This is a genomic window from Bradyrhizobium sp. SZCCHNS1050, from assembly GCF_032484785.1.
In the GTDB taxonomy this organism is placed as follows: Bacteria; Pseudomonadota; Alphaproteobacteria; order Rhizobiales; family Xanthobacteraceae; genus Bradyrhizobium.
This window is the reverse complement of record NZ_JAUETR010000001.1, coordinates 107,918-123,204: the sequence shown is the minus strand read 5'-3', so window position 1 is coordinate 123,204 and position 15,287 is coordinate 107,918. Positions and strand designations below refer to the sequence as shown.

Here is a 15,287-nt window from a genome sequence, read left to right as displayed (position 1 = left end):
TCCACCGAGACTGACTACAATTAACTCGTCTCCTCGTCCTGGATCTCCCGGAACTCTTCGGCAAAACATTTTTCGGGACGGGGAAGCTTTACAGTCAAGCGATTGTAGCTCAGCTCTTTGGAAGGGGTGAGAACGACTCTCACTTCGGATTGATGGCTGAAGCTTGGATGCTTTCGAAATGGAGATGGCTGCTCTGCCTGTCCCTGCGAATAATGTCGCTCGACAGCATCGTAAGACACAGAACCGGAACTCACGCGACTGAAGAATTCACGCACCGGTTTGTCATCCATCTCAACTACTTTTCCTTTCCAGAACAGCCGGTGAGCGAAGAGATCCAACGCAACAATCAACCGAACGCAAGCTGCGTACGGCTTTTCAGCATCACGGCACATGGCTTGAATTAGTTTGCTTCTTTCTCCTTTCGACGCGCAGAAAATAAACCTATCGCTATGAGGATATGCGAATCTGACGCCCGCTCCCATGGTGACCTTTCCACCCGTGCGAGTGTGGATCATGCCAGTGTGACCTTCCGGACGCCATGGCTCGAACGCGCCTTGTTCCGTTTTGTCGGTAAGCACAGCTCCCGTAGCGTCAACTATCGTCGTGGCCTCGTCCGGATCACCTATTCCGGGGGATCCCTCAAGGCTTCGGAAGTAGGAAAGAGTCGAAATCCGAACTGTACCGCGCACAAGGACATCGTCCACGTTCGCTGGATCCAGAAATTTAAGGATGGTCTCGTCGCTCATCGCTCACAAGCCCCGCGCATACCCATGCAGAATCCAACAGAAACCCGAAGTCCTGAAACATCGCAAAATAATGGACACACCCAAGAACGTCGCTCTTTTCACTCTCTGTCATAGGCCCTCGCATTGATGGCTATCGGACGAAGCGCTCCGTTTGCCAGAATACCGAGAGAAACGTCGAAGCAGGCATCGATATAGTTCAAACATCCTATGATCTCAGTACGCATGTTGTCTATATTCTGAATGGTCGCATGACGATCGGCTAAGTGGCATCCAAGCTCCGCAAATGGATCGCGTCACTCAACCCAATCGTACTTCAGAATCTGCCAACTGATTCTGAAAATCAAAAATCACCTTGCCTTTCACCCCAAATCACCCGTATCCTCCGTCCGTTCCGTTCCACTGAGGGGGCGTATCGCGATCGTCACGGACGTCGGGATGGAATGCGATGGACGCGGGTTGCCGCAGCGTGGCTTTGGCCTCGCCGACGAACGGCTGACTGCGGACGTGAAATCGTGTCGTCCTGGCCTCCCGGTGCTGAGGCCAAGCCGGTGGTGATGATCCGCCGGCGACGGGGGTCAAGAAGCCGGTCCCCGGGGAGAGCACGTATAAGCGTTAACACCATCGCGCAGGGAGGGCCGGGCGTGTTCGGCCAGACCTGTGGTACCTGCCGCCTGCATTTTTTGACGCAGGCGGGCCACGGGCGCGGCCAGCGCCCGGCCTTCCCTGTGCCCTCGCTGCGAGGGTGCGAATTCAAGGGCATGACTCGGGCGCGGGATGCGTCGCGAGGGTGATGGGGCTCGTCTCTCGGTTATGTTCTCCAAGTGCTGTTTGATCGTGTGGATCGAGATCTCTCCGCGTCATTGCGAGCGCAGCGAAGCAATCCAGAGTCCCGCCCACCACCCTGGATTGCTTCGCTGCGCTCGCAATGACGGAGATTGGGACAGGCGGTGTGCCTCACACTCCACTGTCATCCTCCGCGAAAGCGGGGGATCCAGTACGCCGCGGCGGTCATTGTTGAACCGAGAGGGCTCGGCGTGCTGGATTCGCCGCTTTCGCAGGGAATGACAGGATGGAGTGGAGCGGCGGCTTTCGCCTAACTGTCATCGCCCGGCCGAGCGGCCCGGTCGGGCCGTCGCTGGGTGCGACTTTGGTTGGAGCGGCCAAAATGATGGCGGCCAGAGGGCGGCCGAGGCTTTGGCAAGTTATTGGGCGCAAACGTCTTTTCATCCGCGGTCCGGCATCCGCGCCATTCCGCCGCAGTCTGTGTGTCCATCCATTACAGAAGTTTAACGCCGCAGCCAGCACGCCGTAAGGCGGCAAGTCCCATCTTCACTTGCGAACGGGGCGCACAGCCCGGGACCGAGTTTAGACCTTGATCAAAATCGCTTGCGGAGAAAACCGTATGACTGACCGTCCGACCGACCTGTCCTCCCTTCCATCCTATCGCCAGCCCCGGCGCGGCCTGTTCTCGGCGCGCAAGTTCGCGCTGATGGCCTCCGTCGTCGCGGGCCTCGGCGTCGCCGCCTATGGCCTGTCGCCGCAGGGGGCGCCGCTCGACCTGTTCTCGACCTCGGCGCACGCGCAGGTCGCCAACGAGGTCAGCAAGGTCGCGCGCCCGGTCGGCTTTGCCGACATCGTGGAGCGGGTGAAGCCGTCGGTGATTTCGGTCAAGGTCAACATCGCGGAGAAGGTCGCCAAGGACGACAGCGACGACGATACGCCGTTCCAGCCGGGCTCGCCGATGGAGCGCTTCTTCCGCCGCTTCGGCGGTGAGAACGGCATTCCCGGCATGCCGGGTCGCGGCGGCCGCGGTGGTGGCCGCGCCGTGACCGGGCAGGGCTCCGGCTTCTTCATCTCCGCCGACGGCTATGCCGTGACCAACAACCACGTGGTCGACGGCGCCAACAAGGTCGAGGTGACGACCGACGACGGCAAGACCTACAGCGCCAAGGTGATCGGCACCGACCCGCGCACGGATCTGGCGCTGATCAAGGTCGAGGGCGGCACGAACTTCCCGTTCGCCAAGCTCGCCGACGGCAAGCCGCGCATCGGCGACTGGGTGCTGGCGGTCGGCAATCCGTTCGGCCTCGGCGGCACGGTGACGGCCGGCATCGTCTCGGCGGTGGGCCGCGACATCGGCAACGGCCCGTATGACGATTTCATCCAGATCGACGCGCCCGTGAACAAGGGCAACTCCGGCGGTCCGGCGTTCGATGTCGACGGCAACGTCGTCGGCGTCAACACCGCGATCTACTCGCCCTCCGGCGGCAGCGTCGGCATCGCGTTCTCGATCCCCGCCTCGACGGTGAAGAGCGTGGTGGCGCAGCTCAAGGACAACGGCTCGGTCAGCCGCGGCTGGATCGGCGTGCAGATCCAGCCGGTGACGCAGGACATCGCCGACAGCCTCGGCATGAAGAAGGCAGAGGGCGCGCTGGTCGCCGAGCCCCAGGCCAACGGTCCGGCGGCGAAGGCGGGCATCCAGTCCGGCGACGTCATCACCGCGGTCAACGGCGAGCCGGTGAAGGACGCGCGTGAGCTCGCCCGCACCATCGGCGGCATCGCGCCGGGCGCCTCGGTCAAGCTCAACGTCCTGCACAAGGGCGAGGACAAGACCATCAACCTGACGCTCGGCAAGCTGCCGAACACGATCGAGGCCAAGGCCGACACCGGCGGCGACAATTCGAGCCCGACCCGCGGCGCCGACGTGCCGAAGCTCGGCATGACCGTGGCGCCCGCGTCGAGCGTCGCCGGCGCCGGCAAGGACGGCGTCGTCGTCACCGAGGTCGATCCGAAGAGCGCGGCCGCCGATCGCGGCTTCAAGGAAGGCGACGTCATCCTGGAGGTCGCGGGCAAGTCGGTGACCTCGGCCGGTGACGTGCGCGAAGCGATCAACGCCGCCAAGGCCGACAACAAGAACAGCGTGCTGATGCGTGTGAAGAGCGGCGGGCAGTCGCGCTTCGTCGCGGTGCCGCTGGCCAAGGGCTGAGCGAGGGCCAAGGCCCTCACGAGAAGGCCCTTACGAGATGGGAGACCGCCGGCATGTGCCCCCGCGCCGGTGGCTCTTCCTGGGGGCGGGCTTAAAGTTCCGCTCCCGCAAACCTTCCGTTGGACAACGCCCCCCTCCGTCGGAAGGAACTCGGGCGGTGAGGTCCCCCAGCCTCACCGCCCACTTTGCTGCCGATCAACCCCGGGCCCATGCCGCCTTGCACGGAAACGGCGGCCGGTCCATGTAGATGGACATCGAACCGTGACCGCCGCCCCCGTTTCCGCAATGCGCCTCCTGATCATCGAAGACGACCGCGAGTCCGCCGACTATCTGGTCAAGGCGTTCCGCGAGGTCGGACATGTCGCAGACCTCGCCAGCGACGGCGAGGAGGGGCTCGCCATGGCCGACAGCGGGGATTACGACGTGCTGGTGGTCGACCGCATGCTGCCCAAGCGCGACGGCCTGTCGCTGATCGGCGCGCTGCGCGACAAGGGCAACCGCACCCCGGTGCTCATTCTCTCGGCGCTCGGCCAGGTCGATGACCGCATCAAGGGCCTGCGCGCCGGCGGCGACGATTATCTGCCGAAGCCCTATGCCTTCGCCGAGCTGCTCGCCCGCGTCGAGGTGCTGTCGCGCCGCCACGGCGGCCCGGCCGAGGAGACCACCTACAAGGTCGGCGATCTCGAGCTCGATCGCCTGTCGCACCGCGTCGCCCGCGGCAAGGACGAGCTGACCCTGCAGCCGCGCGAGTTCCGCCTGCTCGAATATCTCATGAAGCATGCCGGCCAGGTGGTGACGCGCACGATGCTCCTGGAGAACGTCTGGGATTATCATTTCGATCCGCAGACCAACGTGATCGACGTCCACATCTCGCGGCTGCGCTCCAAGATCGACAAGGGGTTCGACCGCCCGCTGCTCCACACCATCCGCGGCGCGGGGTACATGATCCGTGACGGCCTTCGGTAAGCTGATCCGCACCACGGCGTTCCGGCTGACGCTGGTCTATCTGCTGTTGTTTGCGCTGTTCGCGGCCTCGCTGCTCGGCTATTTCGCCTGGAACACCCGCCGGCTCATCACCGAGCAGATCTCGACCACGGTCACCTCCGAGATCAGCGAGATGACCGACATCTTCGCCCGCTGGGGCCTGCGCGGAATCGTCGGCGCGATCGAGAGCCGCGCGCTGCGGCCGGGCGCCAATCTCTATCTCATCACCACGCCGACCGGGCAGGCGATCGCCGGCAATGTCGGCTCGCTGGCGCCGGGCGTGATGGGCTCGTCCGGCTGGTCGGAGACGTTCTACCGGCGGCTCGACGACAGCACCGAGCACAGCCATCGCGCGCTGGTGTATGTCACGCAGCTCTCCAGCGGTTTTCGGCTTTTGATCGGCCGCGATCTCGAGGAGCGCCGCCGCCTGTTCGGCATCGTCGCCAAGGCGGCGCAATGGTCGGTGCTCGTCGTGGTGGTGCTCGGCATCGGCGGCGGCATCTTTGTCGCGCGGCGCGTGCTGCACCGGATCGATGCCATGACCGGCACGACGCGGCGGATCATGGATGGCGATCTCTCCGGCCGTCTGCCGGTCGGGCGCAGCGGCGACGAGCTCGATCGCCTGGCGGAAAATCTCAACGCGATGCTGGAGCGCATCGAGGCGCTGATGACCGGCCTCAAGGAGGTCTCCGACAACATCGCGCATGATCTCAAGACGCCGCTGACGCGATTGCGCAACCGCGCCGAGGAGGCGCTGGCGAAGTCGCGCTCCGAGGACGAATATCGCGCCGCGCTGGAGCGCACGATCGAGGAATCCGACGGCCTGATCCGCACCTTCAACGCGCTCTTGATGATCGCGCGGGCGGAGTCCGGGCAGGCGCGCGGCGACATGGTCGAGTTCGATGCGGCCGAGGTCGCCGGCGGCATCCACGAATTGTACGAGCCGCTGGCCGAGGACAATGAGATGACCTTGCGGGTCAAGGCTGCGGCGGCGCCGGTGCATGGCAATCGCGAGCTGATCAGCCAGGCGCTCGCTAATCTCGTCGAGAACGCGATCAAATACGGCAAGCCGGCGGCGCTGCCGCTCGATGCCGCCGCCGCCGCTGATAGCCGCGAAATCCTGATCGAGGCGCGGCGCGAGGGCGGACAGGTGCTGCTCAGCGTCACCGATCATGGCGAAGGCATTCCCGAGGCCGAGCGCAAGCGCGCCGTCGAGCGTTTCGTGCGGCTGGAGGCGAGCCGCACTTTGCCCGGTTCCGGCCTCGGTCTCAGCTTGGCGTCCGCCGTCGCGACCCTGCATGGCGGCGAGCTCCGGCTCGGCGATGCCAGGCCGGGGCTGATCGCGACGCTGGTGCTGCCGGCTGGTGCCGGCGTGCCCGCGAAGCTTGCGGCGCCGGCGCAGGATGTGCCACAGAAGGCCGCATGATCTCATCCGCGCCGGGAAACGCGGACGGGCAGATGCTGGCCGAACGTTTCGTTGCCGGCCCACATGTCCGTGCGCCCGACAAAGCCGAACAGCGCCTCAACGAGTGGCTCGCCGAGCTCGAGCCGTCCTTGGCCGCCTCGCTCCACCAGCTGCTCGCCGACGGCTGGCCGCGAACCATCCTGCTCGGGATTGCCGAGTGCTCGCCCTATCTGTTCGATCTCGTCCGCGCCGACGGCCATCGCCTCGACCGTCTCTTGCGCTGCGAGCCGCAGGCGCATCTCGCCGAGCTGATCGCGCGCACCGGCCGCGAGGTGTTTGCCGCTTCCAGCGAAGCCGAGGTGATGAGCCTGCTGCGCCGGCTGAAATCCGAGGCGGCGCTCTTGATCGCGCTGTGCGACATCGGCGGCGTCTGGCCGGTGATGCAGGTGACGGCGGGGCTGACCGACGTCGCGGTGTCCTCGGTGCAGATGGCGCTGCGGTATCTGCTGCGCCTGGAGACGGTGCGCGGCCGGCTCGCGCCCGTCGATGCCGACGATCCGGAGCAGGGCAGCGGCCTGTTCGTGCTCGCGATGGGCAAGATGGGGGCGGGCGAGCTCAACTATTCGAGCGACATCGACCTGATCGTGTTCTTCGATCCCGAGATCAACTCGCTGGCGCGCGACATCGAGCCGCAGCCGTTCTTCGTCCGCGTGACGCAAGCGATGGCGCGGCTGCTGCAGAGCCGCACCGCGGACGGCTATGTATTCCGCGTCGATCTCCGGCTGCGGCCGGATCCGGCCTCGACGCAGGTGGCGATGTCGACCGAGGCAGCGCTGCATTACTACGAGCGCGAGGGCCGCACCTGGGAACGCGCCGCGATGATCAAGGCGCGGGTCTGTGCCGGCGACGTCGTCGCGGGCGAGGCGATGCTGGCGGAGCTGTCGCCGTTCGTATGGCGCAAGCATCTCGACTTCCAGGCGCTGACCGACGTCCACGACATGAAGCGGCAGATGCAGGTCTATCGCGGCCACAGCGAGATCGCGGTCGAAGGCCACAACGTCAAGGTCGGGCGCGGCGGCATCCGCGAGATCGAGTTCTTTGCCCAGACTCAGCAGTTGATCGCCGGCGGCCGTCATCCCGAGCTGCGCGTCCGTCCGACTTTGCAGGCGCTCGACGTGCTCACCGCCAGCAAGTGGATCACGGAGCAGGCGCGCGACGAGCTCACCACGGCTTATGAGTTCCTGCGCAGGGTCGAGCATCGGCTGCAGATGATGGCGGACGAGCAGATCCACAGCCTGCCCGACGATGTCGAGGGCGTGAGCCGCTTCGCATGCTTCTTCGGCTACGACAGCCGCGAGCGGTTCGCGACCGATCTGCTGTTCCATCTCGACGTCGTGCAGGGACATTACGCCAGGCTGTTCGAGGGCGATCCCACCGGCACCGTCAGCCTGCCGGCGGTGAACTACGGCGCCGGTCCCGACGAGCCGCGCCTGATGGAGCATCTTGCCGGATTGGGCTTCCGCGATCCGGTGATGGTCGCCAAGACCCTGCAGCAATGGCTGGCGGGCGAGTACCGCGTGTTCCGCACGGATGCGACGCGCACCGCGTTCACCGATTTCCTGCCCGCGCTGATCGATGGCCTCGCGCATGCCGACGAGCCGGATCGCGCCGTCGTGGCCTTCGACCGCTTCCTGCAGGCGCTGCAACTCGGCGGCCGCCTGATCACCCTGCTCGGGCAGAACCGCGACCTCGTGGCGCTCGTCGCGCTCGTGCTCGGGGCGGCGCCCCGGCTCGGCGACATGCTGGCGCGGCAGCCGCGGCTGATGGACGGCCTGATCGATCCGCGCTTCTTCGGCGCGATTCCCGACCGGCGCGAATTGTCAGAGCGGCTGGCGTCGACGCTAAAGGATGCCGGGACCTATGAGGAGTTTCTCGATCGTCTCAGGCTGTTCGGTCAGGAGAGCCTGTTCCTGATCGGCACGCGCATCCTCTCCGGCACGGTGTCGGCGCAGCAGGCCGGCACCGCGTTCGCCGACGTCGCCGAGGGCATCGTGCACACCGTGCATGATCTCGTGACGGAGCGCTTCGCCGCCCAGCACGGCCGCATCGAGGGCCAGGAGACCGCGATCGTCGCGATGGGGCGGCTCGGCGCGCGCGAAATGACGGCTTCGTCCGATCTCGACCTGATCCTGCTCTACGACTTCGACGGCGATGCGCCGGATTCCGACGGCGAGCGCTCGCTGCAGGGCGCGCACTACTTCGCGCGCTTCACCCAGCGGCTGATCTCGGCCTTCACCTCGCGCACCAATTACGGCGTGCTCTACGATATCGACATGCGGCTGCGGCCGTCGGGCCGCGCCGGCCCGCTGGCCTCGCACATCGACTCCTTTGCGCATTACCAGGAGCAGGAGGCGTGGACCTGGGAGCACATGGCGCTGACGCGGGCACGGGTGATCTCGGCGTCGCCGGCGTTTCGGGCCCGGATCGAAGAGATCATCCAGGCCGCGCTGCGGCGCCCGCGCGACAGGAGCGCGATCGCGCGCGACGTCGCCGACATGCGCCGCGCGATCGCGGCCGAGAAGGGCGAGGCCGACCTGTGGGACCTCAAACACGCCGCCGGCGGCATGGTCGACATCGACTTCGTCGCGCAATATCTGCAACTCGTCCATGCCGCGACGACGCCAGACATCCTCGATGTCAGCACGCTTGCAGTGCTCGACAATGCCGAGCGGCTCGGCGTGCTGCCGCGTGCTGAAGCCGTGATCCTGCGTCAGGCCGCACGGCTGTATCACGATCTGACGCAGATCGTGCGGCTGTGCGTCAGCGACAAGTTCAAGCCGGATCAGGCCGGCGAGGACCTGCTGCGGGTGATGGCCCGGGCGGGCGACGCGCCGGATTTCTCGGCGCTCGAGGCGCGGCTGCGCGAAACGCAGACCGAGGTGCGGCGCGTGTTCACCGCACTCGTGGAGGGATGACCCGATCAGCCGCGCGGTAGCACGGCCGGCCGCCTATGCCTTTTCCTTGGCGACCGCCGCATCTTTCAGCCGGCCGATCGCTTCCTTCACCGCCGGGTCGAGGCCGGCGCCGCCGGCGTCGTGGTGCGCATAGATCGTCTTGAGCATGCGCGGATCCCAGAACTTCTTGATGTGCTCGGCGACGCCGGCGACCTCCTTCTCCTGTCCCTGGCTCTGGAAGAACTTGCCGATCTGGTTGGCCATGTAGACGAGGCGCTCGGAGGGGTTATGCGACATGGGTGTTGTCCGTCTGTGTTGATCGCGCGCCGGTCTCGGCGCTCGCGACGATCCGTTCGGGATGGGTGAAGATTTCGAAGCCGTCGTTGCGGGCCACCGCAATCAGCGTGATGCCGGCGGCCTCGGCCATGCGAATGGCGAGCGCGGTCGGGGCGGAGACCGCGACCATGATGGGTGCGCCCATGGCAGCAGCCTTCTGCACCAGTTCGACCGAGACGCGGCTCGTCAGGATCACGATGCCCTCGCTCGCCGCACAGCGCGTTTGCGCGAGGTGGCCAGCGAGCTTGTCGAGCGCGTTGTGGCGGCCGACATCCTCGCGCAAGCCGACGATGCCGCGCGCGGGAGTCCAGAACGCCGCGGCATGCACCGCGCGGGTCTCGTGATTGAGCTTCTGCAGCGGCTCGATGGCCTCAAGCGCCGCCATGACGTCGCGCGGAGCGAAACGCCGGCCGTCCGGGACATGCGCCGCCGGCCGCACCGCTTCGCTGATCGAATCGATGCCGCACAGGCCGCAGCCGGTGGGGCCGGCGATGTTGCGGCGGCGCTCGGCCAAGCGTTCGGCCTGCGCGTCGGGCAGCCACATCCTGAGCTCGATGCCGTCATCCAGCTCGACGACGTCGAGAGAGATGATGTCGTCTCGGCTCGTGACGAGACCTTCGTTCAGGCTGAAGCCGATGGCGAAGTCGCGGAGGTCTTGCGGCGTCGCCATCATGACGGCCTGGGTGCCGCCATTGTAGGTCAGTGCGACCGCGGTCTCCTCCGGCACGCGGCGGTGGCCCTCGGTGAGGGCTCCGTCGCGCCAGACCAGACGATCCGCGATGCGCACTGCATCGGTCATGCTACTCCGCTGCCTCCACGACCGGGGCGATGCGGCGCGAGTTGCGGGCCTGCTCGTCATAGGCTTTCTGCCAGTCCGACGGTCCGTTGGACTGCGACACCTGCACTGCCGTGACCTTGTACTCCGGACAGTTGGTGGCCCAGTCCGAATAGTCCGTGGTGATGACGTTGGCCTGGGTCAGCGGGTGGTGGAAGGTGGTGTAGACCACGCCGGGGGCGACGCGCTCGGAGATCAGCGCGTGCAGCGTGGTCTCGCCGGCGCGGCTGGTCAGCCGCACCCAGTCGCCGTCGCGGATGCCGCGCTGCTCGGCATCGTGCGGATGGATCTCCAGCACGTCCTCGCCATGCCACACCACGTTCTCGGTGCGCCGCGTCTGGGCGCCGACATTGTACTGCGACAGGATGCGCCCCGTGGTGAGCAGGAGCGGGAAGCGCGGGCCGGTGCGCTCGTCGGTCGCGACATACTCCGTGACCACGAACTTGCCCTTGCCGCGGACGAAGCCGTCGACATGCATGATCGGCGAACCCTCGGGATTCTTCTCGTTGCAGGGCCACTGCACCGATCCCATCTCCTCGAGCTTCTGATAGGAGACGCCGGCGAAGGTCGGCGTCAGCGCCGCGATCTCGTCCATGATCTCGGACGGGTGATTGTACTTCATCTCGAAGCCCATCGCCTTGGCGAGACCGATCGTCACCTCCCAGTCGGCCATGCCGTTGAGCGGGGTCATCACCTTGCGCACCCGCTGGATGCGGCGCTCGGCGTTGGTGAAGGTGCCGTCCTTCTCGAGGAAGGTCGAGCCCGGCAGGAACACGTGGGCGTAGTTGGCGGTCTCGTTCAGGAACAGGTCCTGCACGATGACGCATTCCATCGACGATAGCGCCTGCACCACATGCGTGGTGTTGGGATCCGACTGCAGGATGTCCTCGCCCTGCACGTAGAGGCCCATGAAGGTGCCTTCGATCGCGGAGTCGAACATGTTCGGGATGCGCAGGCCCGGCTCAGGGTTGAGCTTGACGTTCCACATCGCCTCGAACTGGTCGCGCACCGCGTCGCCCGAGATGTGGCGGTAGCCCGGCAGCTCATGCGGGAACGAGCCCATGTCGCACGAGCCCTGCACGTTGTTCTGGCCGCGCAGCGGGTTCACGCCGACGCCGCGGCGGCCAATATTGCCGGTCGCCATCGCGAGGTTGGCGATCGCGATCACCGTGGTCGAGCCCTGGCTGTGCTCGGTCACGCCGAGGCCGTAATAGATCGCGCCGTTGCCGCCCTTGGCGTAGAGCCGGGCCGCGCCGCGGATCGCTTCCGGGTCCACGCCGGAAATGCTGGCGATCGCCTCGGGGCTGTTCTTCTCCAGCGCGACGAACTCGGCCCAGTCCTGGAACTCGCTCCAATCGCAGCGCTCGCGCACGAAGGTCTCGTTGACGAGGCCCTCGGTGACGATGACATGGGCCAGCGCAGTCAGGATCGCGACATTGGTGCCGGGCAGCAGCGGCAGATGATAGTCGGCCTTGACGTGCGCCGACTTCACGAGGTCGATCTTGCGCGGATCGACGACGATCAGCTTGGCGCCCTGGCGCAGCCGCTTCTTCATGCGCGAGCCGAACACCGGATGCGCATCGGTCGGGTTGGCGCCGATCACCATGATGACGTCGCTGTCCTCGACCGAGTCGAAGTCCTGCGTGCCGGCGGAGGTGCCGAAGGTGGTGGCAAGGCCATAGCCGGTCGGCGAGTGGCAGACGCGGGCGCAGGTGTCGACATTGTTGTTGCCGAAGCCGGCGCGGATCAGCTTCTGCACCAGATAGGTTTCTTCGTTGGTGCAGCGGGACGAGGTGATGCCGCCGATCGAGTCGCGGCCGTATTTGGCCTGGATGCCGCGCAGCTTGTCGGCGGCGAACTTGAAGGCCTCGTCATAGGAGACCTCGCGCCAGGGCTGGTCGATGGTCTCGCGGATCATCGGCTTGAGGATGCGTTCCTTGTGGGTCGCATAGCCATAGGCGAAGCGGCCCTTGACGCAGGAATGGCCGCGATTGGCCTTGCCATCCTTGTACGGCACCATGCGCACGACTTCCTCGCCGCGCATCTCCGCCTTGAAGGCGCAGCCGACGCCGCAATAGGCGCAGGTGGTGACCGCCGAATGCTCCGGCTGGCCGATCTCGATCACGCTCTTCTCGGTCAGGGTCGCGGTCGGGCAGGCCTGTACGCAAGCGCCGCACGACACGCATTCCGAACCGAGGAAGCTCTCGCTCATGCCCGGCGACACCCGGCTGTCGAAGCCGCGGCCGGAGATGGTCAGCGCGAACGTGCCTTGCACTTCCTCGCAGGCGCGGACGCAGCGCGAGCAGACGATGCACTTGGAGGGATCGTAGGTGAAATACGGGTTCGACTCGTCCTTCGGCAGCCAGGCCGGATTGGCTTCGCCGCAGGCGTCGGCGAACACGTGGTTGTCGCCCTGATAGCCGTAGCGCACGTCGCGCAGGCCGACGGCGCCGGCCATGTCCTGCAGCTCGCAATCGCCATTGGCAGCGCAGGTCAGACAGTCGAGCGGATGGTCGGAGATGTAGAGCTCCATCACGCCCTTGCGCAGCTTCTTCAGCCGCTCGGTCTGGGTGTGAACGACGAGGCCCGCGGCCACCGGCGTGGTGCAGGAGGCCGGGGTGCCGGCGCGGCCTTCGACCTCGACGAGGCAGAGGCGACACGAGCCGAACGCGTCGACCATGTCGGTCGCGCACAGCTTCGGGATCTGCGTTCCGGCCTCCATGGCCGCGCGCATGATCGAGGTGCCCTCGGGAACGGTGATGCTCTGGCCGTCGATGGTGAGCGTGACCATCTTTTCGGACTTGGAGAGCGGTGTGCCGTAATCGGTTTCGTGGATGAGCGACATGGTCGGTGTCCTTGTTCCCGATATCTTATTCCGCAGCCTGCAAGCGCGGCTGCTGGGGGCCGAAATCTTCGCGGAAGTGCTTCAGCGCCGAGAGCACAGGGTAGGGCGTGAAGCCGCCGAGTGCACAGAGCGATCCGAGCTTCATAGTGCCGCAGAGGTCTTCGACCAGGGCGATGTTCTCGGCGACGCGCTCGCCGCGGCGGATCTTGTCGATGGTCTCGGCGCCGCGCGTCGAGCCGATACGGCACGGCGTGCACTTGCCGCAGGATTCGATGGCGCAGAACTCCATCGCGAAGCGGGCCTGCTTCGACATGTCGACGCTGTCGTCGAACACGACGATGCCGCCATGGCCGATCAGGCCGTCCTTGGCGGCGAACGCCTCGTAGTCGAACGGCGTGTCGAACAGGGCGCGGGGGAAGTAGGCGCCGAGCGGGCCTCCGACCTGCACCGCACGGACCGGGCGGCCGGTGAAGGTGCCGCCGCCGATGTCGTCGACCAGCTCGCCCAGCGTGATGCCGAACGCGGTCTCGAACAGGCCGCCGAACTTGACGTTGCCGGCGATCTGGATCGGCATCGTGCCGCGCGAGCGGCCCATGCCGAAATCGGCATAGGCCTTGGCGCCCTCGTCGAGGATGAAGGGGATGGCGGCGAACGACAACAGGTTGTTGACGACGGTCGGCTTGCCGAACAGGCCATGATGGGCGGGCAGCGGCGGCTTGGCGCGGACGATGCCGCGCTTGCCCTCGAGGCTCTCCATCAGCGCGGTCTCTTCGCCGCAGACATAGGCGCCGGCGCCGGTACGCACCTCCAGCTCGAACGTGGCGTTGGAGCCCGCGATCTTGTCGCCGAGCAGGCCGGCCTTCCTGGCGATGTCGATCGCCTTGGTCATGGTCGCGATCGCGTGCGGATATTCCGAGCGCGTGTAGATGTAGCCCTTGGTGGCGCCCACCGCGATGCCGCAGATGGTCATGCCTTCGATCAGGACGAAGGGATCGCCTTCCATCAGCATGCGGTCGGCGAAGGTGCCGCTGTCGCCCTCGTCGGCGTTGCAGATGACGTATTTGCGGTCGGCCGCGGTCTGCGCCACCGTCTTCCATTTGATGCCGGTCGGGAAGCCTGCGCCGCCGCGGCCGCGCAGACCCGAGGTCGTGACCTCGGCGATCACAGCATCGGGCGTCAGCGTCAGGGCGCGGGTCAGGCCCTTGTAGCCGCCATGGGCGCGGTAGTCGTCGAGCGACAGCGGATCGATGATGCCGCAGCGGGCGAAGGTGAGGCGGGTCTGCCGCTTCAGCCACGGGATCTCCTCGGTCAGGCCGAGCGAGAGCTTGTGCGGCTTGTCGGCGACGATCGCATCGAGCAGGGACGGCACGTCGTCTGCCGTCACCGGTCCGAAGCCGAACCGGCCCTGCGCCGTCTCCAGTTCGACCAGCGGCTCGAGCCAGTACAACCCACGCGAGCCGTTGCGGACGATTTCGATATCGACATTGCGCTCCAGCGCGGCCTTGTGCAGCGCCTGCGCCACCTCATCGGCGCCGACGGCGAGCGCGCCGGCATCACACGGGACAAAAAGACGCACGCTCATCGCTGGGCCTCCGAGACGAGAGCATCGATCCGGGCTTCGTCGAGCCGGCCGACCAGGCGACCATCGAGCATGGCCGACGGCGCGGTTGCGCACAGGCCGAGACAGTAGATCGGCTCGAGCGTGACGCGCTCATCGGCCGTGGTGTTGCCGATGGAGATGCCGAGCTTCGCTTCGGCACGCGCCGCGAGCGCATCGCCGCCGGCGGCCTGGCAGGCCTCGGCGCGGCACAGCTTCAGCACGTGACGACCGGCCTTCTTGGCCCGGAAATCATGGTAGAACGTGAACACGCCGTAAACCTCGGCGCGCGAGAGGTTCAGAGCGGATGCGATCATCGGAATGGCATCCTCCGGCACGTGGCCGAACGTCTCCTGCAACGCATGGAGGATGGGCAAGGTTGCTCCCTCCATCCCGCTATGTTGGGCGATGATTTCGGCGCCGCGCGCCGCCTCCCACGTCTCGTACACCGGCGTCATCCTGATCCCGATTCTGCGTTGCAAGCGTTTCGCACATCCAAATTGGAATTGCTCAAGATATCAATAAAGCAGTCCCGTGCTGCGATAGCGAAACGCAATCGTGAGATAGCTACAAGTTGACGAAAAACGGGCGCTCGCGCG

Annotated in this window: 10 protein-coding genes; 4 read left to right on the top strand and 6 right to left on the bottom strand. The window is 66.1% G+C overall.

The window, feature by feature from the left end:
* Window positions 1–20: 20 nt before the first annotated feature.
* On the bottom strand, window positions 21–746 hold the full coding sequence (locus tag QX094_RS00530; protein ID WP_316187454.1) for a hypothetical protein: 726 nt from the start codon (window positions 744–746) through the stop codon (window positions 21–23).
* 1,402 nt (window positions 747–2,148) lie between these two features.
* On the opposite strand from QX094_RS00530, the gene QX094_RS00525 reads away from it, so the two are divergent.
* The 4 genes from QX094_RS00525 to QX094_RS00510 all read left to right on the top strand — a co-directional run bounded on the left by QX094_RS00525 (window position 2,149) and on the right by QX094_RS00510 (window position 9,096).
* Window positions 2,149–3,732, top strand: coding sequence for a Do family serine endopeptidase (locus QX094_RS00525; protein WP_316171132.1), 1,584 nt, complete (start codon window positions 2,149–2,151; stop codon window positions 3,730–3,732).
* A 285-nt stretch (window positions 3,733–4,017) separates the two neighbouring features.
* Window positions 4,018–4,698 carry a response regulator transcription factor gene (locus tag QX094_RS00520; protein ID WP_315716199.1) on the top strand — a complete coding sequence of 227 codons (681 nt, stop codon included), beginning with the start codon at window positions 4,018–4,020 and terminating at the stop codon, window positions 4,696–4,698.
* Window positions 4,682–6,142, top strand: coding sequence for a sensor histidine kinase (locus tag QX094_RS00515; protein WP_316175916.1), 1,461 nt, complete (start codon window positions 4,682–4,684; stop codon window positions 6,140–6,142). The genes QX094_RS00520 and QX094_RS00515 overlap by 17 nt, the downstream gene beginning before the upstream one ends.
* Window positions 6,139–9,096 (top strand): bifunctional [glutamine synthetase] adenylyltransferase/[glutamine synthetase]-adenylyl-L-tyrosine phosphorylase, encoded by a 2,958-nt coding sequence (locus QX094_RS00510; RefSeq protein ID WP_316187451.1) that lies wholly within the window; start codon window positions 6,139–6,141, stop codon window positions 9,094–9,096. The genes QX094_RS00515 and QX094_RS00510 overlap by 4 nt, the downstream gene beginning before the upstream one ends.
* Before the next feature lie 33 nt (window positions 9,097–9,129).
* Here QX094_RS00510 and QX094_RS00505 read toward each other — a convergent pair whose 3' ends face one another.
* Genes QX094_RS00505 through QX094_RS00485 form a run of 5 tightly spaced genes read right to left on the bottom strand, consistent with a single transcriptional unit; the run spans window position 9,130 to window position 15,146 of the window.
* Entirely contained in the window at window positions 9,130–9,372 is a 243-nt protein-coding gene (locus tag QX094_RS00505) for a formate dehydrogenase subunit delta (RefSeq protein ID WP_315716156.1), read from the bottom strand.
* On the bottom strand, window positions 9,362–10,210 hold the full coding sequence (fdhD, locus tag QX094_RS00500; RefSeq protein ID WP_315768114.1) for a formate dehydrogenase accessory sulfurtransferase FdhD: 849 nt from the start codon (window positions 10,208–10,210) through the stop codon (window positions 9,362–9,364). Before fdhD ends, QX094_RS00505 begins: the two co-directional genes overlap by 11 nt.
* Before the next feature lies 1 nt (window position 10,211).
* Window positions 10,212–13,091, bottom strand: a complete 2,880-nt coding sequence (gene fdhF / locus QX094_RS00495; protein WP_315768112.1) for a formate dehydrogenase subunit alpha — start codon at window positions 13,089–13,091, stop codon at window positions 10,212–10,214.
* 25 nt (window positions 13,092–13,116) lie between these two features.
* The gene (locus QX094_RS00490) at window positions 13,117–14,673 is read right to left on the bottom strand and encodes an NADH-quinone oxidoreductase subunit NuoF (protein WP_316184527.1); all 1,557 of its coding nucleotides are present in this window, start codon (window positions 14,671–14,673) and stop codon (window positions 13,117–13,119) included.
* Entirely contained in the window at window positions 14,670–15,146 is a 477-nt protein-coding gene (locus tag QX094_RS00485; protein ID WP_316171189.1) for a formate dehydrogenase subunit gamma, read from the bottom strand. Before QX094_RS00485 ends, QX094_RS00490 begins: the two co-directional genes overlap by 4 nt.
* Between the last annotated feature and the right edge of the window lie 141 nt (window positions 15,147–15,287).